24 protein-coding genes are annotated in these 25,744 nt (G+C 70.0%); 14 read left to right on the top strand and 10 right to left on the bottom strand.

The window, feature by feature from the left end; translation table 11 throughout:
• Window positions 1-10: 10 nt before the first annotated feature.
• The 3 genes from CQ045_RS09380 to CQ045_RS09370 are packed head-to-tail and all read left to right on the top strand — an operon-like array spanning window position 11 to window position 4,102.
• On the top strand, window positions 11-2,131 hold the full coding sequence (locus CQ045_RS09380; RefSeq protein ID WP_105722977.1) for a hypothetical protein: 2,121 nt from the start codon (window positions 11-13) through the stop codon (window positions 2,129-2,131).
• A 43-nt stretch (window positions 2,132-2,174) separates the two neighbouring features.
• Window positions 2,175-3,350, top strand: a complete 1,176-nt coding sequence (locus CQ045_RS09375; RefSeq protein WP_181156511.1) for a DUF4185 domain-containing protein — start codon at window positions 2,175-2,177, stop codon at window positions 3,348-3,350.
• Window positions 3,347-4,102, top strand: coding sequence for an SGNH/GDSL hydrolase family protein (locus CQ045_RS09370; RefSeq protein WP_105722972.1), 756 nt, complete (start codon window positions 3,347-3,349; stop codon window positions 4,100-4,102). The genes CQ045_RS09375 and CQ045_RS09370 overlap by 4 nt, the downstream gene beginning before the upstream one ends.
• Before the next feature lie 114 nt (window positions 4,103-4,216).
• On the opposite strand, the gene CQ045_RS09365 is transcribed toward CQ045_RS09370, so the two are convergent.
• Window positions 4,217-4,672: a VOC family protein gene (locus CQ045_RS09365; RefSeq protein WP_105722970.1), complete on the bottom strand. Its 456-nt coding sequence runs from the start codon at window positions 4,670-4,672 to the stop codon at window positions 4,217-4,219.
• A 104-nt stretch (window positions 4,673-4,776) separates the two neighbouring features.
• Between CQ045_RS09365 and CQ045_RS09360 the strand changes: the two genes are divergently transcribed.
• The 6 genes from CQ045_RS09360 to CQ045_RS09340 all read left to right on the top strand — a co-directional run bounded on the left by CQ045_RS09360 (window position 4,777) and on the right by CQ045_RS09340 (window position 9,363).
• Window positions 4,777-5,730, top strand: coding sequence for a YafY family protein (locus CQ045_RS09360; RefSeq protein WP_105722968.1), 954 nt, complete (start codon window positions 4,777-4,779; stop codon window positions 5,728-5,730).
• A gap of 123 nt (window positions 5,731-5,853) precedes the next feature.
• Window positions 5,854-6,096 (top strand): ribbon-helix-helix protein, CopG family, encoded by a 243-nt coding sequence (locus CQ045_RS09355; RefSeq protein WP_105722967.1) that lies wholly within the window; start codon window positions 5,854-5,856, stop codon window positions 6,094-6,096.
• Window positions 6,093-6,416, top strand: coding sequence for a type II toxin-antitoxin system RelE/ParE family toxin (locus CQ045_RS09350; protein ID WP_105722965.1), 324 nt, complete (start codon window positions 6,093-6,095; stop codon window positions 6,414-6,416). Before CQ045_RS09355 ends, CQ045_RS09350 begins: the two co-directional genes overlap by 4 nt.
• Window positions 6,417-6,496: 80 nt before the next feature.
• Window positions 6,497-8,830, top strand: coding sequence for a phosphoribosylformylglycinamidine synthase subunit PurL (purL, locus tag CQ045_RS09345; protein WP_105722963.1), 2,334 nt, complete (start codon window positions 6,497-6,499; stop codon window positions 8,828-8,830).
• The gene (locus tag CQ045_RS18825) at window positions 8,827-8,982 is read left to right on the top strand and encodes a hypothetical protein (protein ID WP_181156510.1); all 156 of its coding nucleotides are present in this window, start codon (window positions 8,827-8,829) and stop codon (window positions 8,980-8,982) included. Before purL ends, CQ045_RS18825 begins: the two co-directional genes overlap by 4 nt.
• 57 nt (window positions 8,983-9,039) lie before the next feature.
• Window positions 9,040-9,363 carry a cupin domain-containing protein gene (locus CQ045_RS09340; RefSeq protein ID WP_105722961.1) on the top strand — a complete coding sequence of 108 codons (324 nt, stop codon included), beginning with the start codon at window positions 9,040-9,042 and terminating at the stop codon, window positions 9,361-9,363.
• Window positions 9,364-9,372: 9 nt separating this feature from the next.
• On the opposite strand, the gene CQ045_RS09335 is transcribed toward CQ045_RS09340, so the two are convergent.
• Window positions 9,373-9,945, bottom strand: coding sequence for a TetR/AcrR family transcriptional regulator (locus tag CQ045_RS09335; RefSeq protein WP_105722959.1), 573 nt, complete (start codon window positions 9,943-9,945; stop codon window positions 9,373-9,375).
• Window positions 9,946-10,014: 69 nt separating this feature from the next.
• On the opposite strand from CQ045_RS09335, the gene CQ045_RS09330 reads away from it, so the two are divergent.
• The 3 genes from CQ045_RS09330 to CQ045_RS09320 all read left to right on the top strand — a co-directional run bounded on the left by CQ045_RS09330 (window position 10,015) and on the right by CQ045_RS09320 (window position 13,469).
• Complete coding sequence (locus tag CQ045_RS09330) at window positions 10,015-12,561, top strand: MMPL family transporter (protein WP_105722957.1); 2,547 nt, start codon at window positions 10,015-10,017, stop codon at window positions 12,559-12,561.
• 82 nt (window positions 12,562-12,643) lie between these two features.
• Complete coding sequence (locus tag CQ045_RS09325; RefSeq protein ID WP_105722955.1) at window positions 12,644-12,994, top strand: TraR/DksA C4-type zinc finger protein; 351 nt, start codon at window positions 12,644-12,646, stop codon at window positions 12,992-12,994.
• A 37-nt stretch (window positions 12,995-13,031) separates the two neighbouring features.
• On the top strand, window positions 13,032-13,469 hold the full coding sequence (locus CQ045_RS09320; protein WP_105722953.1) for a VOC family protein: 438 nt from the start codon (window positions 13,032-13,034) through the stop codon (window positions 13,467-13,469).
• A 195-nt stretch (window positions 13,470-13,664) separates the two neighbouring features.
• Here the strand turns inward: CQ045_RS09320 and CQ045_RS09315 are convergent, their stop codons facing one another.
• Complete coding sequence (locus CQ045_RS09315; protein WP_105722951.1) at window positions 13,665-15,323, bottom strand: Ig-like domain-containing protein; 1,659 nt, start codon at window positions 15,321-15,323, stop codon at window positions 13,665-13,667.
• 223 nt (window positions 15,324-15,546) lie between these two features.
• Here CQ045_RS09315 and CQ045_RS09310 point away from each other — a divergent pair, with 223 nt between their 5' ends.
• Both CQ045_RS09310 and CQ045_RS09305 read left to right on the top strand, forming a co-directional pair.
• The gene (locus CQ045_RS09310; protein ID WP_105722949.1) at window positions 15,547-16,653 is read left to right on the top strand and encodes a substrate-binding domain-containing protein; all 1,107 of its coding nucleotides are present in this window, start codon (window positions 15,547-15,549) and stop codon (window positions 16,651-16,653) included.
• A gap of 68 nt (window positions 16,654-16,721) precedes the next feature.
• The gene (locus CQ045_RS09305; RefSeq protein WP_258131013.1) at window positions 16,722-18,131 is read left to right on the top strand and encodes a mannitol dehydrogenase family protein; all 1,410 of its coding nucleotides are present in this window, start codon (window positions 16,722-16,724) and stop codon (window positions 18,129-18,131) included.
• 64 nt (window positions 18,132-18,195) lie between these two features.
• On the opposite strand, the gene CQ045_RS09300 is transcribed toward CQ045_RS09305, so the two are convergent.
• The 7 genes from CQ045_RS09300 to CQ045_RS09270 form a co-directional block, all read right to left on the bottom strand.
• Window positions 18,196-19,101, bottom strand: coding sequence for a carbohydrate ABC transporter permease (locus tag CQ045_RS09300; protein WP_258131012.1), 906 nt, complete (start codon window positions 19,099-19,101; stop codon window positions 18,196-18,198).
• Window positions 19,098-20,078 carry a carbohydrate ABC transporter permease gene (locus CQ045_RS09295; RefSeq protein WP_258131011.1) on the bottom strand — a complete coding sequence of 327 codons (981 nt, stop codon included), beginning with the start codon at window positions 20,076-20,078 and terminating at the stop codon, window positions 19,098-19,100. The genes CQ045_RS09300 and CQ045_RS09295 overlap by 4 nt, the downstream gene beginning before the upstream one ends.
• Window positions 20,078-21,358 (bottom strand): extracellular solute-binding protein, encoded by a 1,281-nt coding sequence (locus tag CQ045_RS09290; protein ID WP_181156509.1) that lies wholly within the window; start codon window positions 21,356-21,358, stop codon window positions 20,078-20,080. The genes CQ045_RS09295 and CQ045_RS09290 overlap by 1 nt, the downstream gene beginning before the upstream one ends.
• Window positions 21,359-21,592: 234 nt before the next feature.
• Window positions 21,593-22,456: a Gfo/Idh/MocA family protein gene (locus tag CQ045_RS09285; protein WP_181156508.1), complete on the bottom strand. Its 864-nt coding sequence runs from the start codon at window positions 22,454-22,456 to the stop codon at window positions 21,593-21,595.
• A gap of 15 nt (window positions 22,457-22,471) precedes the next feature.
• On the bottom strand, window positions 22,472-23,503 hold the full coding sequence (locus tag CQ045_RS09280) for a Gfo/Idh/MocA family protein (protein ID WP_105722941.1): 1,032 nt from the start codon (window positions 23,501-23,503) through the stop codon (window positions 22,472-22,474).
• A gap of 52 nt (window positions 23,504-23,555) precedes the next feature.
• Window positions 23,556-24,557 carry a Gfo/Idh/MocA family protein gene (locus tag CQ045_RS09275; RefSeq protein ID WP_105722939.1) on the bottom strand — a complete coding sequence of 334 codons (1,002 nt, stop codon included), beginning with the start codon at window positions 24,555-24,557 and terminating at the stop codon, window positions 23,556-23,558.
• A gap of 33 nt (window positions 24,558-24,590) precedes the next feature.
• Entirely contained in the window at window positions 24,591-25,607 is a 1,017-nt protein-coding gene (locus tag CQ045_RS09270; protein WP_105722937.1) for a LacI family DNA-binding transcriptional regulator, read from the bottom strand.
• Window positions 25,608-25,744: the final 137 nt, after the last annotated feature.

The raw sequence follows: 25,744 nt of genomic DNA, 5'->3' as shown, positions 1-25,744 counted from the left end.
GAAAGGCACCATGCATCCGCTCATCCCCACCGTCGACGACCTCGCCGCCGATGCGGTCACCCACCACTACGACGACATGATCGCGCCGACCGGCCTCACGAACATGCTCGGCACCGTGCGCGTCGACCACGACCTGACCGCGATCAGCGCCGTGCAGTTCCCGCCCGTGTCGCAGGGGCTCACTCAGACCGCGGTGCTGTTCGTCGACGGCCGTCTCTTCGCGTCGTACGGCGTGCCCGTGACGCACGAGTGGCGGGCGGACCGCGTGGTGCGGCGGGCGACCGTCGGTGGACTCGAGATCGAGACCACGACGGTGTGCGTGCCGGGGAAGACGGCGGTGGCGATCGACATCGCGGTGCGCAACACCGGCGGATCGGACCGGGAGGTGCGGATCGGACTCTCGGCGGCTGCCCGGGTCACGCGCTCGCAGGAGGCCTGGCTCGACGCCGAGTCTCCCTCGGAACGCGACACCGCGACGGTCGACGGCGAGCGCCTGGTGTTCTCGTCGGCGGATGCCGCGGCCTGGAGCGTGCAGGGGCTGGCGGGCGGATCGGCGGCGCTGAGCGGGGTGGCCGACCTCCCCGACGCGTTCGACACCGGCATCGGCGGCAACGGGCGCGGCGGTGAGCTTGCGGTGGTGCTCGCCGTGCCGGCCGGGGGGATCGCGCGCACCGCGTACGTGCAGGCGGTCGGGCTCTCCCGGGACGATGCGGCGCGCACGTACGACGCCGTGACCACCGATGTGCCCGGCGCCGTCGCCGCGGCCGAGGACTTCTGGAACCGGCAGCTGCACGCCGCGTTCGACCCCGACGACGGGGAGTTCTCCGGCGCGCTGCCGGTGCTGGAGACGGCATCCGCTCCGCTGCGCCGCCTGTACTGGTGGGCGGTGCTCGGCGTGATCTGGTTCCGCCGCGACTTCGCCGGGAACGTGCTCGGGCGCTCTTACGACACCCTCATGCCCAACTACTGGGGCACCACCACGTTCATCTGGGACTACAGCCTGAGCTCCGTCAGCCATGCGCTGCTCGACCCCGCCGAGATGCGGAACCAGGTACGGCACTGGATCTCGCTCGACATCCACTCGCACTTCGGCACCTCGTCGCTCACCGGCGGGCCGGTCGGGCGCTGGTACTCCGTGAACGACTACGCCATGACCCGGCTCGTGCACGACTACGTGCGCTTCACCGGCGACACCGCGTTCCTCGACGAGATCGTCGGCGATCAGACCATCGCCGAGTCGGTGCGGCAGTGGGCGACGGCGTGGAAGGAGTTGCGCCGAGACACAGCACTCGCCGACTACGGGGAGATCGACAACCTGCTCGAGTGCGTCAGCTCGTACACGCACGAGGTCGCGAGCCTCAACGCCGCGAACGTCTGGAGCATGCGGACGGCGGCCTCGCTCGCCGAGCTGCGGGGCGACTCCGGTGCCGGCGCGGAACTGCGCGCCGAGGCCGACGCCCTGCTCCCGGCCGTGATCGAGCGCTACCTCCCCGGCCAGGGCATCTTCGCCGCGGGGCAGCCCGACGGCACGCAGTTGCCGGTGCGGCACTGCTACGACTTCAGCGTGGTCGGCACGACGATCGCCGACGACCTCGCACCGCGCATCCGCGACGAGATGGTCTCGTTCTTCCAGCGCGAGCTGCAGACCGACAACTGGATGCGGGCGCTCTCGCCCTGGGACCCCGACGCCAGCTACAGCCCTCGGCCCGACCATCAGTGGAACGGCGCCTACCCCGCCTGGCCTGCGGATGCCGGACGAGCCCTGGCCGCGCTCGGCGCCCCCGAGGTGCTCACGTCGTGGATCGAGGGGTTGTCGCGCACGGCGAACCAGGGCCCGATGGGTCAGGCGCACTTCGTCGAGGAAGCCGTGCCGGGTATCAACGGCGGAGCGCGCAAGGCCCCGCCGCAGCTGCCGTACATCATCGACTGGTCGTGCTCGTCGTCAGGCGCCTGGGTCGAGCTCGTGATCGAGGCGCTGTTCGGCGTCTCCGTCGCGGCTGACGGCACCGTCCGCGCGGCCGGCTGCGTCGCCGCACTCGACCCGCACGCGGTGCTGCGCGGCCTGCGCGTGGGCGACAGCACCTACGACATCGACGCCTCCGGAGGGATCTCCGAGACCCCCGGGCGCTGAACACGTCCTCGCAGTACCCCACGAACACGAAGGAGTGATCGAGATGAGAAGACGCATGATCGCGGCGGGTCTCGCCGCAGCATCCCTCTGCGCGGGAGTCCTGTTCGCCGCCCCGGCGAGCGCGGCCGTTCCCGCGGGCGGCGGCCACGGCGGTGGGCACGGCCCCGGGCAGTGCTCGCTGGTCGACAAGACGCTCACGGCGACGTCGAGCGTGAACCAGAACCTGACCGAGACCTTCACGACCTACGGGAACACCGGCGGGGAGTGGACCGGCGGCGACAGCACCTACTCGATGCCGCTCGGCAAGGGGAAGACCGGCTGGCTCTTCTCGGACACCTTCCTCGGCACCGTGAACCCCGACGGCTCGCGCCCGACCGATTCTCCGTTCGTGAACAACTCGGTCGTGGTGCAGGACCGCCGCGGCGACCTCACGACCATCACCGGCGGCACCCCCGAGGACCCGGCCGGCATCATCCCGCCCGAGCCCGACGGCAAGTGGTACTGGATCGGCGACCCGACGCCCGGCCGGCACGGCACGGTGCAGGTGCCGCTGCTGCAGTTCGCGCGCACCGGCACCGGGCAGTGGGACTTCGCGTGGACCGCGAACCGCCTCGCCACGCTCGACGGTCAGACGCTGCAGCTCGACTCGATCGTCGACCTGCCATCGGCGACCGGCATCAACTGGGGCTCGTGGACCCTCGAGGAGCGCGGCACGACCTACATCTACGGCATCGCCGACCCCGGCGGAGTGCGCTCGGCCTACGTCGCCAGGGCGCAGGGGAACGACGGGCTCAAAGGCGCCTGGACGTACTGGAACGGCACGACCTGGTCAGCGGCCGAGGCGGATGCCGTGCCCGTGGTGCCCTACGTCGCCAACGAGTTCAGCGTCGCCCCGTTCCGCGACGGCTACCTGCTCGTGACGCAGGACACGTCCGAGCTGTTCAGCACCCGCATCGTCGCGCGTACCTCGTGCTCGCCCACCGGACCCTTCACCGACCCGGTCGAGCTGTACCGCACGCCGGAGACCGGGGCGCTCGGCAGCTACGGAGACCCCGACGTGTTCACCTACAACGCGCACGAGCATCCGAATCTGCGACAGGGCAACCGCATCCTCGTCTCGTACAACGTGAACACGTTCGACAACGTGGGCGACGTGTACGACGACGCCTCGATCTACCGGCCGCGGTTCATCGACGTGCAGCTTCAGGTGAGCCGTTGACCGACGACCGCGCGGTGCTCCGAGGGCTGCTCGCCTCCGGAGCACCGCTCACCTGGGTGTTCACGGGCGACTCGATCACGCACGGCCTCATCCACACCCGCGGGGCTCGCAACTATGTCGACCACCTGCACGAGCTGATCCGCGGCGATGCCGGACGGGTGCAGGATGCCGTGATCAACACCGCGGTCACGGGGTGGCGGGCCGACCTGATCCTGGGCGACTTCGACCGCCGCGTCGCGCACTGGCGGCCCGACGTGGTGACGCTCATGATCGGTACGAACGACTGCACCGCCGAATGGCTCGACCCCGTGATCGAGGTGCCGACGTTCGCGGAGTCGATCGCGGAGTTCGTGCGTCGGGTACGGATGCTCGGCGCCGTGCCCGTGCTGCAGACACCGCCGACCGCCGACCTGCGGCATGCCCCCGATCGTGCACGCCTCGGTGAGTTCGCGCAGGCGATCCGCGACGTGGCCGCGCACGACGACGTGATCCTGGTCGATCAGTACGCCGCGTTCGCGGAGTTCTCGGCCGGGACGGGCCCCGGCAACGACGGCATGCCGTGGGGACTGCTCGACGACGCGTTCCACCCGAACGCCGCGGGGCATGCCCTGCTCGCGCTCGGCTGGGCCGGGGCGCTCGGGTTCACCGGTGCCGCCGGTGCCGCGGGCGCCGCCGGTGGCGGGTCGCGCGTGCTCGCGGACCTGTCGGCGCGGGTGGCCGTGGCGCGGCATCCGCAGTGGCCTCCCGTGTGACGGTCTTCGCGCAGCCGCGTTCGGATGCCGACCCGGCCCTCTGAATCCGACCCGGCCCCTTGTCTGCGCACGCAAGGGGCCGGGCCGAACGAAAGGGGGTGTTCGGCAGCGGGGTCAGCGGGCGACGTCGAGCACCCAGGTCACGCCGAAGCGGTCGGTGAGCATGCCGAAGCCCGCCGACCAGGCCGAGGCCGCCAGCGGTTCGATCACGGTCGCGTCTTCGGCCAAGCCGTCCCAGTAGCGCTGGATCTCGTCGAGGGAGTCGGCCCGCAGCGACTGGAAGAACGTGCGGTCGGTGATCGTCGCCCCGTTCTCACGGTGGGTGTTCCCCGCCGTCGCCACCGGGTCGGGGTCGTCCTGCCCGGGAATGTCGTAGGCCATGAGCCGGATGCCGTCGGCGGAGTCGAGCTGTCCGAACACGATCTTGTCGAAACCGGGCACGCCTTCGGGCATCCCGAACTGGCCGTAGGTGGCCGCGGTGACCTCGCCGCCGAACACCGACCGGTAGAAGTCGAGCGCCTGGCGGGCCGTGCCGCGGAAGTTCAGATGGGTCGTGGTGGTGATGGTCATGAGGTGTCTCCTTCTCGTGCGTTCCGCCGTTCGGACCGCCCGAAAGCAACGATCACAGGGGTAGAGGTCAGTTTCTGTCCTCTCCTTGACGCAGACTGAATCCCATGACCGGAAGCTCTTCGCGGATGCTCGCACTGCTGTCGCTGCTGCAGACGCCGCGCGACTGGCCGGGCCGCGTGCTCGCCGAGCGCCTGGAGGTCAGCCCTCGCACAGTGCGCCGCGACGTCGACCGGCTGCGCGAGCTCGGCTACCGCATCGGCGCGATCAAGGGTCCGGACGGCGGCTATCGCCTCGCCGCGGGATCCGAGCTGCCGCCGCTGCTGTTCGACGACGACCAGGCCGTCGCGATCGCGGTGGCGCTGCAGACCGTCCCCTCGAGCGGGATCGACATCGAGGAGGGCGCCGCGCGAGCCCTGGCCACCGTGCGCCAGGTCATGCCCTCGCGGCTGCGGCACCGCGTCGACGGCATCCGCTTCACGGGCGCCGAGAACGCGACCAGGGTCGATCCGGCGGTGCTCGAGGCGGCGAGCGCGGCGGTCCGCGATCGACAGGTGCTGCGCTTCGACTACGGCGCCGACCGCGATCGCCCGGCCCGACGCACCGAGCCGCACGCGGTGGTCGCCCGCGAAGGCCGCTGGTACCTGCTCGCGTGGGACCTGGAGGCCGCGGACTGGCGCACGTTCCGGCTCGACCGTATGCACCCCCGCATCCCCACCGGACCGTCGTTCACCCCGCGCCCGCTCCCGGCGGCGGATGCCGAGACCTCTCTCGCGGCGCAGGCGAAGGGTTCCGCGACCGAAGACCGCTGGCCGTGCGTGGGCGAGGTCGTGATCGCCCTGCCGGCCCGTGAGGTCGCACCCTGGGTCGACGATGGCGAGCTGGAGGAGCTCGCCGACGGCTCATGCCGCATCACGGTCGGCTCCTGGTCGTGGGTCGGGGTGCTCGCCGCGGTCGCCCGGTTCGATGCGCCGTTCACGGTGGTCGGTCCGGCGCCGCTGCGCGAGGCCGCGGGGGTTCTCGCGGCGCGGTTTGCGGCGGTGGCGGACTCTTCCTCCTGATCCAGGAGTTTTTGCGAACATCTCCCATTCTCTGCAGCTGCGCCGCCACGGGACGGAATCATTGCAGGCGATGACGTTCACTGGTGCGATGACAAACTTTGCCATCGGCACTAGCGTGGAGGTATGGCCACGATGAACATCTCTCTTCCGGACGCACTGAAGGACTTCGTCGAAACGCAGGTGGCCGAGCGGGGCTACAGCAACAGCAGCGAGTTCATGCGCGAGCTGATCCGCCACGAGCAGGCCCGCGAGCAGCTGCGATCCCTGGTCGTCGACGGGATGACGTCGGGGCCAGGTTCCGAAGTCGGCCAGGCGTACTTCGATCGCCTCCGAGACCGCGTCCACGCAGACGCCGCCGACGCGTGACTCCGGGACGCCTCGTCACGACAAGGCGGGCCGATGAGGACGTCGACGGCGCGGTCACTCACTATCTCGGGGAAGCAGGGCAACGGGTCGCGATCGCGTTCATCGATGACCTCCAGCATGCGATGAGCCGGATCGCTTCGCATCCCTCGCTCGGGTCGGCGCGCTTCGAACTGGTGACCGAGATTCCCGACATCCGCGCCTTCCCTCTTCGGAACCACCCGTACCTCGTCATCTACACCGACGACCCGGATGCCGTGCGGGTGCACCGCGTGCTCCACACGCGGAGAGACATCGCCGCCGTCCTCATCGACCGACTCTGACTTCGCACCCCGCGAGAGAGCCGCCCCACCCACGCCGGTAGACTGAGCATGCCCCGCCGGCCCCTTCCTTTGGAGTGCGCGTGACCACCGCCCCTGCACCTTCCCACCAGCACGTCCCCGACTCCGTCGAGAACGCGATCGCGACGCCCGAGAAGGAGCAGCCCTACGGCGCCCTCGGACTCAAGGCCGACGAGTACGAGCGCATCAAGGAGATCCTCGGCCGCCGCCCCACCTCCGGCGAACTGGCGATGTACTCGGTCATGTGGTCGGAGCACTGCTCCTACAAGTCTTCGAAGAACTACCTGCGCCGTTTCGGCCAGAAGGTCTCCGACGAGATGAAGGAACGCCTCATGGTGGGCATGGGCCAGAACGCGGGCGTCGTCGACGTCGGCGAAGGCTGGGCCGTCACCTTCAAGGCCGAGTCGCACAACCACCCGTCGTTCATCGAGCCGTTCCAGGGGGCGGCCACCGGCGTCGGCGGCATCGTCCGCGACATCATCTCGATGGGCGCACGCCCGGTGGCGGTCATGGACGCCCTGCGCTTCGGCGCGATCGACCACCCCGACACCGCTCGCGTCGTGCACGGCGTGACCAGCGGCATCAGCTTCTACGGCAACTGCCTCGGCCTGCCGAACATCGGCGGCGAGACGGTCTTCGACGCCGTCTACCAGGCCAACCCGCTCGTGAACGCACTCGCGGTGGGCGTGCTGCGCCACGAAGACCTCAAGCTCGCGAACGCGACCGGCGTCGGCAACAAGGTCGTCCTCTTCGGCGCCCGCACAGGCGGCGACGGCATCGGCGGCGCGAGCATCCTGGCCTCCGACTCGTTCGACGAGGCAGGCCCGACCAAGCGTCCCGCCGTGCAGGTCGGCGACCCGTTCGCCGAGAAGGTGCTCATCGAGTGCTGCCTCGAGCTGTACCGCGGCGAGCTCGTCGAGGCGATCCAGGATCTGGGTGCCGCCGGCATCTCCTGCGCGACCAGCGAGCTCGCGGCCAACGGCAACAGCGGCATGAAGGTGTCGCTCGACAACGTGCTGCTGCGCGACCCCACGCTCACGGCCGAGGAGATCCTCATGTCGGAGTCGCAGGAGCGCATGATGGCGATCGTCGCGCCCGAGAAGCTCGACGCCTTCCTCGAGGTCGTGAACAAGTGGGAGGTCGAGACCTCCGTGCTCGGCGAGGTCACCGGCGACGGTCGTCTCATCATCGACTGGCAGGGCGAGCGCATCGTCGACGTCGACCCCTCGACCGTGGCCGTCGACGGCCCCGTCTACGACCGCCCGGTCGCCTACCCGACGTGGATCGACGCCCTCCAGGCGGATGCCGCCGAGAACCTGCCCCGCGCGACCGACCCCGAGACGCTGCGCGAGCAGTTCCTCGCCCTCGTCGCCTCGCCGAACCTCGCCGACACCCGCTGGATCACGAACCAGTACGACTACTTCGTGCTCGGCAACACGGCCCTGAGCTTCCCCGACGACGCCGGCATGATCCGCGTCGACGAGGAGTCGGGTCTCGGCTTCGCGGTCTCGACCGACGCCAACGGCCGCTACTGCCAGCTCGACCCCTACGCGGGCGCGCAGCTGGCCCTCGCCGAGGCGTACCGCAACGTCGCCGTCACCGGCGCAGTGCCCACGGCCATCACCGACTGCCTCAACTTCGGCTCTCCCGAGAACCCCGAGGTCATGTGGCAGTTCGGTCAGACGGTCGACGGCCTGGCGGACGGATGCTACGAGCTGGGCACCCCGGTCACCGGCGGCAACGTCTCGTTCTACAACCAGACCGGCGACGTGCCGATCCACCCGACCCCGCTCGTCGGCGTGCTCGGCATCATCGACGACGTCTCGCGGCGCATCCCCTCCGGATGGCAGGACGAGGGCCAGAACATCTACCTGCTCGGCACCACCTCGACCGAGCTCTCGGGCTCGGCGTGGGCCGACGTGGTGCACGACCACCTCGGCGGACTCCCCCCGAAGGTCGACCTCGCGGGTGAGAAGCGCCTCGCCGGCCTCCTCGCCGCGGCCCGCGACGAGTGGTTGATCTCCTCGGCGCACGACCTCTCCGAAGGCGGTCTCGGGCAGGCTCTCGCCGAGGGCGTCATGCGCTTCGGCGTCGGCGCGCGCGTCTGGCTGAACGAGATCATCGAGCGCGACGGAGTGGATGCCGCATCCGCCCTGTTCTCGGAGTCGACCGGTCGCGTCCTCGTGACCGTTCCCCGCGAAGACGACGTGAAGTTCCGCGGACTCTGCGAGGGCCGCAACTACCCGGTGGCCCGCATCGGCGTGACCGACACCGAGGGCGCGAAGCTCGAGGTGCAGGACGTGTTCACCGTGTCGGTCGCGGAACTGCGCGAGCGCTCGCAGGCCACGCTCCCCTCGTTCTTCGGTCCGACCGTCACCGAGCAGGTCAGCGCATGAGCGATGTCAACCGCCAGAACCCGAACGACGAGGACTACGGCGATCTCGGCGAGAAGCGCAACCGCCGCATGCGCATCGTCGCCTGGACCGTCATCATCGCGCTGATCCTCGGCGGCGGCGGCGCGACTCTCTTCGCACTCCTCCCCGTCTGATCGCCACTCGACCGCGCCCGCCCCGAGGCGTACCCTCGGGCGGGAACGGAGGGCACCATGACCATCCAGCCCGTCGACGTCGCCCGCGATGAGGACATCGAGGGATATCTCCTCGGCTCGCCCGTGAGCGTGATGCGCGAGTTCATCACGAGTCCAGGACGAGGACCGCGGCTGCACCGGCATCCGTACGCCGAGACGTTCGTCATCCATCACGGCCGCGCGCTGTTCACGGTGGGTGACGATCAGGTGGTCGGCGTCGGAGGGCAGATCCTCGTCGTACCCGCTCTCATCGCGCACCGTTTCGAGGTACTCGACGGTGGCACGTACGAGGCGACGCACATCCACGCGAACGACCGCTTCGTCACCGAGTGGCTCGAATGACGCCGCGACTCAGCGGCTGAAGAGGTACCGGACGAGCGCGATGATCCCCTCGGAGTCACGTGTCTCGCGCCCGAGCGACTCCACGATGATCGCGCCCAGGATGGCCCTGCCGATCTGTGCGATCGGAGCATCCTCCGGCAGCTGACCGTCGCGGATGCCGCCGCGCAGCCGCTCCGAGAGGTGCTGCTCGACACCGAGGCTCGCGCCGAGGTGGGCGCCGACTCCGGCGTCTTCCGCGGCGGCCGCCACGAGTGACTGCAGCAGCGCCGCACCCTGTGTCGTGGCGAGGATGGCGAAGACCGACTGCAGCCAGGTCTCGACGTCGGCGGTCAGGTCGCCGGTGTCCGGCACGTCGAAGTCCACCGGGATGAGGCGCCCATCCACGAGACAGTCGGCGATCAGCGCTCCGCGCGACGGCCACCAGCGGTAGATGGTCTGCTTGCCGACCCCGGCTTCCTTGGCGATGCCCTCGATCGTGAGCCGGTCGTACCCCTGCGCGTGGAAGAGTCTCGACGTCGCATCGAGGATCGCCTCACGGGCCGCGGTGCTGCGCACGGGCCCGCTCCGATGCTCGTTGACCATGCACTCAGGATAGCCACAGATCCCTAGACGAGACGTGCCGTATGATCTTCGAGTCTGAAGGAGACCACTGTGGCATCACTGCTGTACCGTCTGGGTTCGTTCGCCGCACGCAAGGCGTGGACGGTGATCGTCTCGTGGGTCCTGATCCTCGGCATCGGCGTCGGCGCCTTCCTCGCCCTCGGCGGAACGCTGAGCAACAGCTTCGACATCCCGGGGACAGCCTCGGGCGAGGTGATCGACGAGCTGGCGGACAAGCTCCCCGACACCGCGGGCGGCACCGGAACGGTCGTCTACCGGACCGAAGACGGCTCCGCCTTCACCGACGAGCAGAAGCAGGCCATCTCCGACCTCGCCGTGAGTGCCGAGGATCTCGACGGCGTCGCCAGGGTGATCGATCCGTTCGACGCGCAGCGGCAGCAGGACGAGCAGGCCCAGCAGCTCGCAGACGGCCAGGCCCAGATCGCCGACGGACGCACGCAGCTGGACGCCGGTCAGACGCAGCTCGACGACGGTCGGGCACAGCTCGACGCGGGCCTCGCCCAGCTCACGGCAGCCCGCGCCCAGGCCGAGCAGGCGGGCGCACCCGCAGAGCAGCTCGCCGCCCTCGACGCGCAGCTCGCCGCGCTCAACGCGCAGCTGGCCGAGGTCGAGGCCCAGCAGGCGACTCTCGCATCGAAGCGGATCGAGCTCGACGAGAACGCCGACCAGGTGGAGTTGGGCTCGACTCTCCTCGACCTCGCGGACGGGATCGGCGTCGTCTCCGAAGACGGCTCGACCGCCATCGTCAACATCTCCTTCGTCGACCCGCGCCTCGAGCTCTCGGAAGAGGTCAAGCAGGGCGCGATCGACCACTTCGAGTCCGCCCCGGTCGACGGCGTCGACGTCGACTTCGGCACGGACATCGCGCAGGGCGTGCCGGAGATCTTCGGCGTCGGCGAAGCGGTCGGCCTCGTGTTCGCGGCGATCGTCCTCATCGTGATGCTCGGCTCGCTCATCGCCGCCGCCCTCCCCATCGTCACCGCCATCGTCGGCGTCGGAGTCGGCGTCACGGCATCCCTCGCCTTCTCGGGCGTCGTGAACATGGCCTCCGTGACACCGGTGCTGGGTGTGATGCTCGGCCTCGCGGTCGGCATCGACTACTCGCTCTTCATCGTCAACCGGCACCGGAAGCAGCTGCTCGCCGGGGTCCCGGTGCGCGAATCCATCGGCCTCGCCACGGGAACCTCCGGGACCGCCGTCGTCTTCGCCGGGACCACCGTGATCGTCGCGCTGCTCGCGCTCAACGTGACCGGCGTGCCGTTCCTCGGCCTCATGGGGACGGTCGGCGCCGTGTGCGTCGCGGTGGCGGTGCTCGTCGCCATCACCCTCGCGCCCGCCATCCTCGGGCTGGTCGGTACCCGGCTGCTCGGCCGCCGCGCGCGCCGCACGATCGGCCAGGAGCACGCGGCGGGCAAGCCCGTGAAGCGCATGTCGACCCTGCGCGCCGTGGTCACCGCCCTCGTGAGCGTCGTCGCGCTACTGATCATCGCGATCCCGGCGATGTCGATGCGCCTCGGGCTGCCGGACGGCTCGAGCGAACCGAGCGACTCGACCAGCTACCGTGCGTTCCAGACCGTCGACGAGCAGTTCGGCGAGGGCGCCAACGGACCGCTGCTCGTCACCGCGACCCTCGACGACGCAGTGAGCGACGACGACCTGCTCGCCACGCAGGTCACGATCGCCCAGGCCATCGCCGACCAGGACGACGTCGTGGCGGTCGCGCCGATCGCGGCATCCGACGACAACTCCCTGCTCGCGTTCCAGGTCGTGCCCGAGGAGGGTCCGAACAGCGCCTCCACCGAGAAGCTCGTGCAGGATCTGCGCTCGATGCCCGCCGTCGGCGACGGGATCACGCTCGGCGTCGCCGGTCAGGCCGCGATCAACATCGACATCTCCGAGGCGTTGGCCGGAGTCCTGCCGCTCTACCTCGTGGTCGTGGTCGGGTTGTCGCTGCTGATCATGATCGTGGTGTTCCGCTCGCTGCTCGTGCCGCTCATCGCCACCGGTGGCTTCGTGCTCTCGCTCTTCGCGACGTACGGCCTGATCGTGGCGGTGTTCCAGTTCGGCTGGGGTGCCGAGATCATCGGACTGCACAGCACCGGGCCGATCCTGAGCTTCCTGCCGGTGATCCTCGTCGGCATCCTGTTCGGGCTCGCGATGGACTACCAGCTGTTCCTCGCCTCCGGCATGCGCGAGGCATACGTGCACGGAGCCTCGGCGCGGGATGCCGTGGCCCAGGGCTTCCGCGCCGGTCGCTCCGTCGTGACCGCTGCCGCGCTCATCATGGTGTCGGTGTTCGGCGGGTTCATCTTCTCGGAGTCGACGATCATCCGCTCGATCGGGTTCGGCCTCGCGTTCGGCGTGCTGCTCGACGCGTTCGTCGTGCGGATGCTGCTGATGCCCGCACTCATGCACCTGCTCGGCCGCTCGGCCTGGTGGCTGCCGCGCTGGCTCGACCGCATCCTGCCGAACGTCGACATGGAGGGTGCCGCACTCGAGCGCGACCACCCCGGCATGAAGGCCGTGGCTGTTCCGACCACGACCGACTCGGTGCCCACGCGCGGGACCTCGGCCTGACGTCGGGCCCAGGCGCGGGCAGGGACCTCGGGTGTCGGTGACCTCGGGCCCGGACGTCGGCGGCCGTGCATAGAGTGGGCGCATGACCGCCGACGCCCGTGACCGCCTGCTCGAGCTGCGCGCTCACGCTGTGGCGAGGGTGCAGGCCACCGCAGCGACCCTCGATGAGCTGACCCACGACCGCGAGAGCTCGAACGACGACGACGAGCACGACCCCGAGGGCGTCACGCTGTCGTCGGAGTGGTCGCGTCTGACGGGTCTCGCCGAGGCCGCGGCATCCGAGCTCCGCCACGTCGACGATGCCCTGGCCCGGCTGGATGCGGGAACGTACGGCGTGTGTGCGCGGTGCGGGAAGCCGATCCCCGCCGCACGGCTCGAGGCGCGGCCGTTCGCCACGCACTGCGTCGCCTGCGCCGAGATCCTCGGGCACTAGCCTGACAAGGGTGGCCCGCGCGAGTAGCATCCATCGCATGCGCATCACGCTCGAGAACGTCGGCATCGCCGTCCGCGACCTGGAAGCCACCATCTCCTTTTTCACCGACCTGGGCCTCACCGTGCTCGGTCGCGACGAGGTCAGCGGCGAGTGGGCATCGACCGCGGTCGGCCTCGACGGCAACCACGCCAAGATCGCCGTGCTGCAGACCCCTGACGGGCGCGGCCAGATCGAGCTGTTCGAGTACATCCACCCGGAGGCGATCGAGACGGAGCCGACCCTCCCGAACGAGATCGGCATGCATCGCATCGCCTTCTCGGTCGACGACATCGACGAGTCCCTCGCGATCGCCGCACGGCACGGCTGCCATCCGCTGCGCGGGGTCGCGAACTACCAGGACGTCTACAAGCTCACGTATCTGCGCGGGCCCAGCGGCATTCTCGTGATGCTCGCGCAGGACCTCACGAAGAGCTGACCACCCACGGCGCGGAACCCCAACCCCAGCCCCAGCCCGAGCCCGAGCGTCGGCCCTCACAGCATCAGGCGGAGAGCTCTCCGACGGGAGGAGATTCTCGGCGAATCCATCCGCCCGAGGGGGAGAACTCCGCCCGAAGTCAGACGCCGAAGCGGGGCAGCCCCCGAAAGGAGCTACCCCGCAGCGCAGAGGGTGCTACGGCATCGCCGGACCCCCGGGGCCCGCGCCGGGAACCGGGTAGTACACCGGCGGGGCATCGTCCCAGGCCGACGGCAGCATCAGCAGGTCGTCGTAGTGATGCATCGCGATTCCGCCGAACGAGGCGTCGTCCTGGAACGCGGCGTAGGTCTTGTCGAGCTCGCCCTCGAGATACGTGCGCCCCTCTTCCCAGAAGGTCACCGTCTCGGGGTCGCCCGTGCCGGAGAGGTCCTTGGTCTCGATGCCGACCACGACCGAGTTCGGCTTGCCGATCTGGTTCGCATAGTCGATCTCGTGCTGCGCCTGGGCGATGATGCCCGCGCTGCCGTCGGCCGTGTCGCGGTAGTCCATGATCGCGATGTAGTCGGTCATGTCCTGGATGTGGTCGCTGAGCGCCTTGGTCTGCCCGTTCCAGGTGATCGAGGTGCAGCAGGCCGAGGAGTCCAACCACCGCGGGATCGCCGGACCGACGAGCACGGGGAGCCCGGACGCGTCGCGGCGCTCGATGAGAGTGTCGAGGATCTCGAGCCACCGGTTCGGGAGCCCGCCGTTGCCGGGCAGCTTCCAGTCGCTGAGGATGTACGGCTCGATGTCGACGTTGATGCCGTCGAAGCGCGCCGCCTCCGGCACGGCCAGGTTGTAGTCGAGGACCTTCTCGAACTCGTCGATCGCGAAGTGCTCGAACTGCTCGAGCGCCCCGAGGTACGGCGGACGCGTGCCCCCGGCGACGGTGGCCTGCACGTGATAACCGCGGCTCCGCGCCCACGTGACGAAGTCCGCGACGTCGCTCCGCGAGTCCCGCAGCATGTCGGTGGCGCCCTGGCGATCGACCCCGAGGTAGATCGTGCGGATGGGGTCGGACCCGAAGGTCGTGGTGTCGTCCATCACGTCACCCAGGCGGTCACGGGCGTCCTCATCGAACACGGCCTCGTACGAGGCACGCTCCCAGATCCACATCGCCCGGTCCTGGTCGTAGACGACGGGTGCCTGGGCGGTCGCTCCGCCGAGGGCGACGTAGGTGGTCGGCGCGTCGGACGCATGGCCGGACGAGTCGGTGGCCCGAGCCTCGATGCTCGCGAACCCGGAGCCCGAGACCGGGAAGGATGCCGCGTACTCGCATCCGCCCTGTGCCGTGGCCGCCTGCCACGCGCCGCCGTTCACCCGCACCTCGACGGTGGAGAGCGGCCGATCGGAGGCCACGTCGACGACCACGTCGAGCGACGAGCCCGCGTACGCGCCCTCGGTCGGCGAGACGACCGTGACGACCGGGCGGGATGCGGCGGGGTTGTCGACCTCGACCGCGAGGAACTCCGACCAGGTCGTATAGAGGGTGGTGAGGTCGCGGGCGCGCACCGCGAGATCGAGCCGGCCGTCGCGGTCGGCGATGTCGAGGTCGATCGTCCAGGTCCCCGCCGTGCCGGTGACCGGGATCGGGATCACCTCCTGCGCGCCGACGACGAGCACGAGCTCGGAGGCGTTGGCGAACGTCCCCTCGACCGTGAGCGTCGATCCGCTGACGGTGCCTCCGTCGACGGGGGAGGTGATGGTGAGCTCGGTCGTGACGGCCTGCGCGGAGGAGGCGCCGCCCGCGGCGACCATCCCTCCCGCGAGAAGGCTCACGGCGACCAGCGCCGACAGCCAGCGTGTGGGTCTCATCGGTGTCTCCTTCCGCTCCGCCGGGCGCGGAGTCGTCGTGACTGCCACCGTGACGCGCGAGAATCCGGCGGTCAACGGAAGGCGCCGGAAGAGGAAGGACTCAGGGAAGGAATCCGCCGTTCCGTCACGTCGCGGCGCACCCTCCCGACGGTGGAGACCTTGTTCCGTGCGCAGGAAATGAATACGGTTGCACGGAGGCAGGAGTCGAGCCGAGGAGGGCACGATGGGGGCGTTCCCGAACACGCAGCCGCTGTTCCTGAGCCTTGCGCAGCAGCTCCGCGAACGCATCGAGTCCGGCGAGTGGGCGGTCGGCGAGCGGCTGCCCACCGAGGGCACTCTGGCCTCGTCGTACGCGGTCGGGATCAACACCGTGCGACGGGCGATGAGCCGACTGGTCGATGAGGGCATCGTGGTGCGTCGGCAGGGCTCCGGCACCTACGTGTCCACGCGGGGCTCGAGTCGCCGACGCCCGACGATCGGCGTGATCGTGCCCTCGCGCAGCTACTACTTCCCCGCCGTCCTCGACGGCATCTCCGAGGTCGCCGATGCGGCGGGCGCGACGCTGCGCATCGCATCGAGCGAGTACGACGATGCGCTCGAGATCCGGCGCATCCGGGAGCACCTGGCGTCCGGATGCGCGGGGCTGCTGATCACCCCGACGCTGCATCTGGCCGACCCCACGAGCCGCCTCGACCTGCTGCGGTCACTGCCGATCCCCGTCGTGCTGATGGAGCGGATGCCGACGGACGGCGCACCCGACGACAGGCTCTCCGCGGTCGGCACCGACGTCGTCGCCGGCGGGTACGCGGCCGTCCGGCATCTGGCCACGCAGGGACGCCGACGGATCGGCTTCCTCGGCCGGTGCGACACCGCCTCGGCCGATGCGGCCTGGCGCGGCTTCCAGCGCGCGATCGAAGACCTCGCCCTGCCGGACGTCTCGGAGGCGGTGGTGCGACGACGGACGTGGGACCGCACGGCCCTCGCCGAGTACGCGTCGCGTGCCCGCACCGCTCACCTCGACGGCATCGTGTGCCTGGGAGACCGCGAGGCCGCGGCGCTCCTGCCGCGGCTGCGCGAGGTCGGGATATCCACTCCGGAGGAGATCGCCCTGGTGGCGTACGACGACGAGGAAGCCGCGGAGGCGCCGGTCCCATTGACCGCGGTCTCACCGCCCAAGCGCGAGATCGGTCGCCTCGCGGCATCCACCCTGCTGCGACACCTGACCAGCGACGGCGACCGATCAGCGGTGCGGATCCTGCTGCAGCCGGTGGTGCGGATGCGCGCGTCCAGCGCGACGCGGGAGGCGCGCGTTTTGCAACCGCTTGCATGATGCGGCTCCCCATCATAGGTTGAAGGGAGGGTCCGCTCGCCGGGCCGTCCGGCAGCCTGAGGAGTCCCGTGCACGACAGTCCCCGCCGCACCGCCCCGCGCGCACCCGTCCGCATCGTGCACCTCGGCCTCGGCGCCTTCCACCGCGCGCACCAGGCCTGGTACACCGCCCACGCCGACCCTGACCACGAGTGGGGCATCGCCGCCTTCACGGGCCGTTCGCCGGAGGCCGCGACGACCCTCGCGAGGCAGGACGACGTGTACACCCTCCTCACGCGCGGCGCCGAGGGCGACCACGTGGAGACGATCGAGACGATCGTGGCCGCACATGACGGCGGCGACACCGAAGCGCTGCGCGAGTATCTCGGCCGCCCCGAGGTCACCGTGGTGACGCTCACGGTGACCGAGAAGGGCTATCGACGAAAGCCGGATGGGCGTCTCGACACCGCCGACCCCGACGTCGTCGCCGACATCTCCGCCCTCGCCGGAGCGCTCTCCACCCGTGCCGACGACGCACCGGGCACGATCGAGAACGGCACCCTCCGCACGATGCCCGCTCGCCTGCTCTGGGCGCTCGACGCCCGCCGGCGCATCCTGCCCGACAGCACGATCACGCTGATCCCGTGCGACAACCTCGACGACAACGGCGGCGCGGTCCGTGCGGCGCTCGGCGACCTCGCCGCGCTCACCTCCCCTGCGCTCGGCGCCTGGATCGACGCGCAGGTCGACGTGATCAGCACCTCGGTCGACCGCATCACCCCGCGCACCACGGCAGACGACATCGACGCGGTCGCCGCACGGAGGGGTGTGCGCGATGAAGCCCTCGTGGTGACGGAGCCGTTCCGCAGCTGGATCCTGAGCGGACGCATCCGCTCCGACCGCCCGCGCTGGGAGGATGCCGGCGCCTCGTTCGTGTCCGATATCGAGCCGTTCGAGCAGCGCAAGCTCTGGATGCTCAACGGCGCGCACTCGCTTCTCGCCTCCGACGGCATCCTGCGCGGACACGAGACCGTCGCCGAGGCCATCGCCGACCCGGAATGCGCAGCTCTCGTGCACGACCTGTGGGATCTGGCGGAGAGCCTGCTCGAACGATCCGCCCGCCGCGTCGGCGTGGACCTCGACCTCCCCGCATACCGCGATGCCCTTCTCGAGCGCTTCGCGAACCCCGCGATCGTGCATCGCCTGCGTCAGATCGCGACCGACGGAAGCCTGAAGATGCGGGCCCGCATCTTCGATCCGGTCCGTCGCGCCCGCGCGGACGGCGCGACCGGAGAAGCGGGCATCGCGGCGATCGCGGCCTGGACCCGGTTCGTCGTCGCCGAGGTGCGAGCCGGCCGCACTCTCGACGACGTCGCCGCGGAGGAGCTGGCGCGACGGGCATCCGCCGCCGATCCGCATCGCGCCCTGCTCGACCTGCTCGCCCCCGACTTCGCCGCCGAGGCAGCAGTGGCCGCGATGCTCGACCGCCGCATCGACTGACCCGGCACGCAGACGAAGAGCGCCGATCCCGAGGGGACCGGCGCTCTTCGGCGTCTCAGGAGCGTCAGCCCTTCACGGCACCGGCCATCATGCCGGCGCCCAGTCGACCCTGCACGAACAGGAACAGGATGACCACGGGCACGGAGATGAGCGTCGCGCCGGCCATGATGCCGGCCCAGTCGGTCGCCGACAGCTCGCTGCTGAAGGTCTGCAGCCACAGGGGCAGCGTGGCGTTGCCCGGCTTCGTCATGACGACGAGCGCCAGGGTGTACTCGTTCCACGCCTGCAGGAACGCGAAGACGGATGCCGTGACGATGCCCGGTCCGAGCAGCGGCAGCGTGACCCGCATGAACGCCCCGAACCGGCTGCATCCGTCGACCATCGCGGCCTCTTCGAGCTCGGCGGGGATGCCGTGGATGAACCCGCGCAGCAGCCACACCGTGAACGGGACGACCGTGCCGATGTAGAGGAGGGACAGGCCGCCGACCGTGTTCAGCAGGTGCCAGCCGTCGAGCATGCGGAACTGCGAGATGAACAGCGCCTCGGTCGGGATCATCTGGACGATGAGCACGAGCAGGATGATGAGCCCGCCGCCCTTGAAGCGGAAGCGGCTCACCGCGATGGCCGCGAAGAACCCGAACAGCACGGCGACCACGACCACGATCACCGTCACGCCGGCGCTCATGCCGAGCGCCGACCAGAAGCCGCCGTCGGCGAGGATGCCGGCGAAGCTGTCGAAGCTCAGCGGGAACGGGAAGAACCGCGGCGTGCGCGAGAACAGCTCCTCGTTCTCGGAGAGCGCCGTGTTCACCATCCAGTAGATCGGGAACACGAGGAGCAGGGCCGCGGCCACCGCGACACCGTTCCAGGTGCGCCGACGGGTGTCGTTGCGGCTGCCGATGGTCCGGCGCGAGCGCGGTGGCACGACGGCGGGGATGTCGGTGGTCCTGGTCATGGTCGGGACGCTCATTCCGAGACCTCCTTCTGCTGGGCGAACATCTTCGCGATGTACTTCCAGGTGAGCAGCAGCGTGAGGATGAGCACGATCGTCGCGAGCGCAGACGCATCGCCGTACTCGCCCTGGCCGATGCCGATCCGGTAGATGTAGGTGCCGAGGAGGTTGGTCTCCTCGATCGAGACGCCCGCCTGCTGCAGCACGTAGATCTGCGTGAACACGCGCAGGTCCCACACGATCTGCAGGAGTCCGACGATCATGACCGCCGGGGTGATGAGGGGCATCGTGACGTGCCGGAAGCGCGTCCAGGGTCCGGCCCCGTCGAGCTCCGCGGCCTCGAGCACTTCGGCGGGGACCTGGGTGAGGGCGGAGTAGATCATGAACACGATCAGCGGCAGGCTGCCCCAGATCACGGTGATCGCGGCGATCGTGAACACACCCATCGGGGTGGACGTCCACGGGAACCCGGCCATGTCGGGGAATCCGATGCGCGCGAGGATCCAGTTCACCAGACCGTAGCGGGCGTCGAAGAGCCACTGCCAGATGACCATGGTCACCAGCGCCGGTGTCGCCCACACCAGCAGCAGCGTCACCTGCAGGGCGATGCGCGCCCAGCTGCTCACCTTCGTCAGCAGCAGCGCGATCAGCATGCCGATCACCATCGACAGCGAGGCGCACACGGCGCAGAAGAGCACGGAGCGGAAGAACACGACCCACATGTTCGGGTCGGTCAGGATCCTGCCGTAGTTCGCCAGGCCCACCCACTCGGGCTCCTGTCCGAACTGCTGCGCCAGACCGAACTTCTGCAGCGACATCACGAACTGCTGCAGGAGCGGCCAGCCGAGTGCGATCAGCACGGCCGCGAGGAGCGGCGCGATCAGGAGGTACGGGAGCAGCGCTCCCCGCACGCGACGCGGGCGCGTGCGGGGAGCGGGCTGCTGCGGGGCCGCCTCGGGGGCGACCTCGACATCGATCACGGGCGTGGACATCATCAGTCGGCGTTGAGGGTCTCTTCGATCTTCGCGCCGATGCGCGTGACCACCTCGTCGATGTCTTCCCCCTTGGCGATCGCCGAGTACAGGTCGACCGGGATGTTGTTGCCCTCGACGATCGCCCAGTTCGGGGCGGCCGGGGTGAGCGCACTCGTCTCGGCGATCTGCTGCTGGAGCTCGGCGTCGACGATGCCGTCGGGGATGGCCGAGGCGAAGGTCGTGTTGCCGGGGACCCAGCCGGAATCCTCGGCGAGCTGGGTCATGAAGTCCTCGCTCAGGATGAGCTTCATGGCCTTCTTCGCCAGCTCCTGCTGCGACGACTTCGCCGCGATGCCGACGTTGGATCCACCGAGGAACTGGTGGCTCTCGCCGCCGGCCTCGACCGGGGGAAGCGCCATCACACCCGTGACGTCGGCGAGCTCGGGCGCGATGCTGTCCTGCGCGAAGACGCGGTACGAGAACATCGCGACCTCGCCGTTGTTGTACGGCACCCACGGATTGCCGGCGGTCTCCTTCGCGTCGAGCGCACCGAGAGCCGAGTTCTTCCAGATGGTCTGCATCTGCTCGAGCGCGGCCTTGGCCTCAGGGGTGTCGAGTCCGCTGACCCAGGCGCCGTCCTTCTCCTCGGCGTAGTTCGCGCCGTGCGAGAACAGCCAGCCCTCCAGACCGTGCACGTCGACGACGGGGAAGTAGATGCCCTTGAAGCCCTCGACCCCCTCGGGGTTCGCCTGCTGCACCGTGGCGGCCGCGGCGACCAGGTCGTCGAGCGTCTCGGGTGCCTCGATACCGGCCTTCTCGAGCAGGTCTGTGCGGTAGAAGACCACGCTGGTGCCCGCGTAGAGCGGGTATGCGTAGGTCTTGCCGTCGAGCGTCGCCTGGTCGACGAAGCTGGGGATCAGGTCGTCGCCGTCGACCTCGTCGTACAGGTCGGAGATGTCGGCGAGCGCGCCGACGTTCGCGAACGTCGCGGTCTTCGTGTTGCCGATCTCGACGATGTCGGGGGTCTCGGACTCGCTCGCGAGCGAGGTCTGGAGCCGGGACACGATGTCGTCCCAGGGCTGCATCTCCACCGTCAGCGTGGAGCCGGGGTTCTGGGCGGCGAACTCCTCTTCGAGCCACGCGACGGCATCTTCGGACACCGAGTCCTGCATCAGCCACACGCGGAGATCTCCGCTCTCGGCATCGCCTTCTCCGCCGTTGCCGGCTCCTGCGCTGCAGCCGGTGACGGCCAGCACCGCGGCCAGTGAAGCGGCCGCCGCGATCAAGGTGCGTCTTGCCATTCTCGTTCCTCCATGGTCTTCCTCGACGGGCCCCGAGAGGCGCCCGATGAACGGGTGGTTCAACCGAATCTCACGGTAACGTGCAAACGGTTGCATTACAATAGCTTCTTCGTTGAAGAGGGTGTAACGGTTTTGTTTCTGTTTGATTACCAGGGCAAAATCAGGGTTCACCTGCATCGCGGTGCAGCAACGAAGGTCGGCGTACGCGCCTTCACTGCACCGCGTTGCAGAGCGTCAGACGGCGACGGTCGCGCTCGCGCGCGCCACACTCTCCAGCACCGCGATCGGGGCGAGCAGCTGCGCCGTGGGGATGGGCGCGGCTCCGGAATCGAGCATCCCGGCGAAAGCGTCCACCCCGGGCTGCACGTAGTCGGCGCCGAGCACGATGTCCCGGCTCACGACGCCGCGGCCGCCCACTGCCGTGGCGCGGAACGGGACCTGGCCGGTGCCGTCAGGACGCACGAACTCGAGCGTCACGAGCACCCCGCCGACCCGGTACCGCGCGACGACGCCGCCCGGAAGCTGCTGCACGTCGATGTCCTCGGGCTCTCCCGGGACCAGTCGCTGGGCGACGTCGGCGATGTGGATGCCGTAGAAGAAGATGCCGCTGTACGGGCTGCCGGCGTCCGCGGGACCGGTCACGGTGACCGCCTGCAGCTCGCCGATCGAAGCGAGCCCGTCGGCGACAGCATCCGTGTCGGCGACCCAGCGCAGCGCCGACGACGACGTGAGCACGGTGCCTCCGCGTTCGGCCGCGGCGACGATCTCCTCCGCGTCGGCCACGCTCGCTGCGAGGGGCTTGTCGACCCACACCGGCGTCCCCGCCTCGAGGAAGGGGACGGCGTGCGCGCGATGGAGCGCGCCGTCGCGCGAGGTGACGATCAGCGCGTCGATCTCCCCGAGCAGATCGGCCGACTCCGCGACGATCTGCTCGATGCCGCCGAGCTCGGCCAGCTCGCGGGTGCGCTCGTCCTCCCCCGCCACGAGGGCGACGACGCGGACCGCGACCTCGGCCGGCTGCTCCACGTTGAGGTAGCGGATGATCTCCTCCGCGTGACTGTTCTCGATGCCGACGATCGCGACGTTCTTCGTTTCCATGACTCTCATCCTCTTTCAGCCGCGAAGGTCGACGGGACGGCCGGTGCGGGCGGATTCGTAGACGGCGAGCACGACCTGCAGCGCGCGGCGCCCGTCGTCGGTGGTGATCGCGGGGCGTCCGCCGGAGCGGATCGCCTGCACGACGTCGAGATACTGCCGGCGATGAGCCATGTCGACATCGCTCCATCCCTCCGGCACGTCGTGCTCGACGAGGGATTCGGGGTCGGGCTGCGGAGCGGATGCCGAGGCGAAGAACGACAGCCCGTCGTTCTCCATCACGGCCGTCCCCTCCGAGCCGTGCACCGCGAGACGCACCGGGAGACCGGGATAGGCGGCGGTGCTGGCGAGCAGCAGGCCGATGGCCTCGCTCTCGAACTCGATCGTGGCGCCGGCGACATCCTCCACCTCGATGCCCTCGTGCGCCAGACGACCGGTCTTCGCACTCACCGAGATCGGGGTGCCGAGCATCCACAGCAGCAGGTCCAGCGCGTGGATGCCCTGGTTCATGAGCGCGCCGCCGCCGTCGATCGCCGCGGTGCCACGCCAGTCGCCGGACTCGTAGTACTCCTGCGGCCGGAAGAACGCCGACTCCACGATGCCGGACGTCACCCGCCCGAGCGCGCCGTCGTCGATCGCTCGGCGGATGAACGAGGCGACCGGCTGGAAGCGGCGCTGGCTGATCACCGAGACCGTGCGGCCCGAGGCGGCCTCGGCGGCGCGGATGCGGTCGGCGGACTCCAGCGTGACGTCGATCGGCTTCTCGACGATCACGTGCACCCCCGCCTCCAGCGCGTCGACCACGGCATCCGCGTGATAGGCGCTGGGGAGGCAGACCGCGGCGAGGTCGATGCGCTCCGCCCGGTACGCCTGCGTGGCGGACGTGTGGAACGGGACGCCGTACTGCTCCGCGAGCGCGCGGCCCCGGGTCTCATCGAGGTCGACGACCGCAGCGAGCACGCCGGCATCGCCGAGGGCCGCGACGAGACGCGCGTGGACGGCGCCGATCACCCCCGCGCCGACGATCGCGATGCGCAGCGTTTCGGTCATGATGATGTCTCCTGTCGTGGATGCGGGTGCATCCGTCGGGATCGGGATCGGGTCAGTCGGAGAGACGCGACCAGGGGAGGGCGGCGCCGCCCTGGTCTGCGGATTCCTGGGCGAGCAGGGCGAGACGCGTGGCGGCGAGCGATTCACGTGTCCCCACCTCGGGCGTGCGCCCGGCGGCGAAGGCGTCCAGCGCCTCCTCGGCCGGACGGCGTCCGGCCGGCAGGTCGAGGTTCCTCGTCGACCGGTCCTCGGTCGTCACCTCCACCCGGCCCCGTGCCCAGAAGATCTCTGCGGTGCCGCGGGTGCCGACCAGGCGCAGCCGGTAGTCGCCGTGCACGTCGGAGGCCTGCGGAGTGAGCCAGCTCACCTCGGCGGAGACCACGGTCGTGGGGGTCGTGAAGGTCGCGGCGCCGTAGCGCGCGAACTGCTCCGCCCCGTCGAGAGGCGCCGACACCGCACCCCGCACGATGCCCTCGTCGGCCGGGGCGAAGAGCAGGGCGGCGTCGAGGTCGTGCACGGAGAGGTCGGCGAGGATGCCGCCGTAGCGCGCCCGATCGAAGAACCACGCGGGTCGCTGGTCGCGGTTGAGCTTGTGCGGACCCGACGAGGTGATGCCGACGATGTCGCCGAGCTCACCCGTCCGGACGACGTCGAGGGCGGCGAGGGTCTCGGGGTAGCCTCGCTTCTCGAGCAGCAGGTTCACGGTGCGGCCGGCCTCTGCCGCCGCCCTCTCGATCTCGTCGAGCTCGGCGATCGAAGTGCACAGCGGCTTGTCGGCGAGCACGTGGGCACCGGCGCGGAGCGCTGTGACGACATCGGCTCCGCGTGCTCCGTAGACCCCGGCGATCATCGCGATGTCGACGCCCTCGGCCAGCAGATCCTCGGCACAGTCGAACACGGGGACGCCGAATCGGGCGGCGTGGCGCTCGGCCACGGCACGGTCGTCGTCCTGCACGCCGACGAGCTCGAATGCGGCGCGGTCGTCACGCGTCAGCTCGTCGAGCACGTAGTCGACGTGCGGATGGGCGGCACCGATGATCGCGATCCGAGGCATGGGCGACAGTAAATCATGCGACCGGTTGCACGGTCAACCGTCGATCGAGCGCGCCGCCTCCGTCGTGGCCCGCACGACCAGGTGCGTGGCGATCGTCACACGGGCATCCGAGTGCTCCCCGCTGGCGAGGACGCCGAGCAGGAGTTCGGCCGCCGCATCCCCTGCCGCCGCCGAGGCAGCGGAGATCGTCGTGAGGGCCGGATGAGTGCCGGAGGCGAGAGTGTCGTCGCAGCCGATCACGCTCATGTCGCGCGGGACGTCGATGCCGCGGAGCGCGAGCCCCGCCATCACCCCCTGGGCCACGACGTCGTCGAAGGCGATCACGGCCGTCGCACCGGAGGTGAGGATCCCGCCGACGGCATCGCGGCCTCCCGCCGAGCTCGGTCGCCCCAGCTCCTGCACGATGACCTCGAGACCCGCGCGCTCGGCGGCCCGGTCGAGGGCGGCGCGGCGCTGCTGGTCCGACCACGACTCGCGCGGTCCGGAGAGGTACACCACCCGGGTGTGGCCCAGTCGGTGCAGGTGCGCGACCGCTTCGTCGAGGCCTCCGCTCGGGTCGATCAGCACCCGCGCCAGGCCCTCGATGTCACGGTTCACGAGCACGACGGGCCGGGCGGCATCGAGTTCGCGGATGCGCTGCTCGTCGAGCCGGGGAGAGGCGAGCACGAAGCCCTCGACCTGGGCGCTGAGACGGGAGGTGAGGTTCGCCTCGCGGTCGGCGATCTCATCGGAGTCGCCGAGGAACACGGCGTAGCCGGCGGCATCCGCCAAGGTCTGCACCCGCCGCACGAGCGGAGGGAAGAACGGGTTGGCGATATCGGGTACGACGACGGCGACATTGCCGAAGCGTCCGGTCGACAGCGCGCGAGCGGCGTGGTTCACGACGTAGCCGAGCTCGTCGGCCGCGGCCTTGACCCGCCGCACGGTCTCGGGGTTCAGCAGCTCGGGGCGGCTGAACGCGCGCGACACCGTCGAGCGCGAGACCCCGGCCACGCGCGCGATGTCGCCGATCGTCACCGATCCGGATGTCGGCTTCCTGTTGCCTGTCACGTCACACACACTAAGCCCGTGCACCGTGGCAGCGCGCGTGCGAGACCTCGGGAATCTCCTCGTCGGGGCGGCGAGCGCGCGGAACGGATCACGCTCGGGGGCTTGACTTTGCAAGCGGTTGCATTAATCTTGCGAAT

It is taken from the genome of Microbacterium sp. MYb66, from assembly GCF_002979435.1.
In the GTDB taxonomy this organism is placed as follows: domain Bacteria; phylum Actinomycetota; class Actinomycetes; order Actinomycetales; family Microbacteriaceae; genus Microbacterium.
The sequence above is the reverse complement of the archived record's forward strand: the minus strand, read 5'-3'. Positions and strand labels throughout refer to the sequence as shown.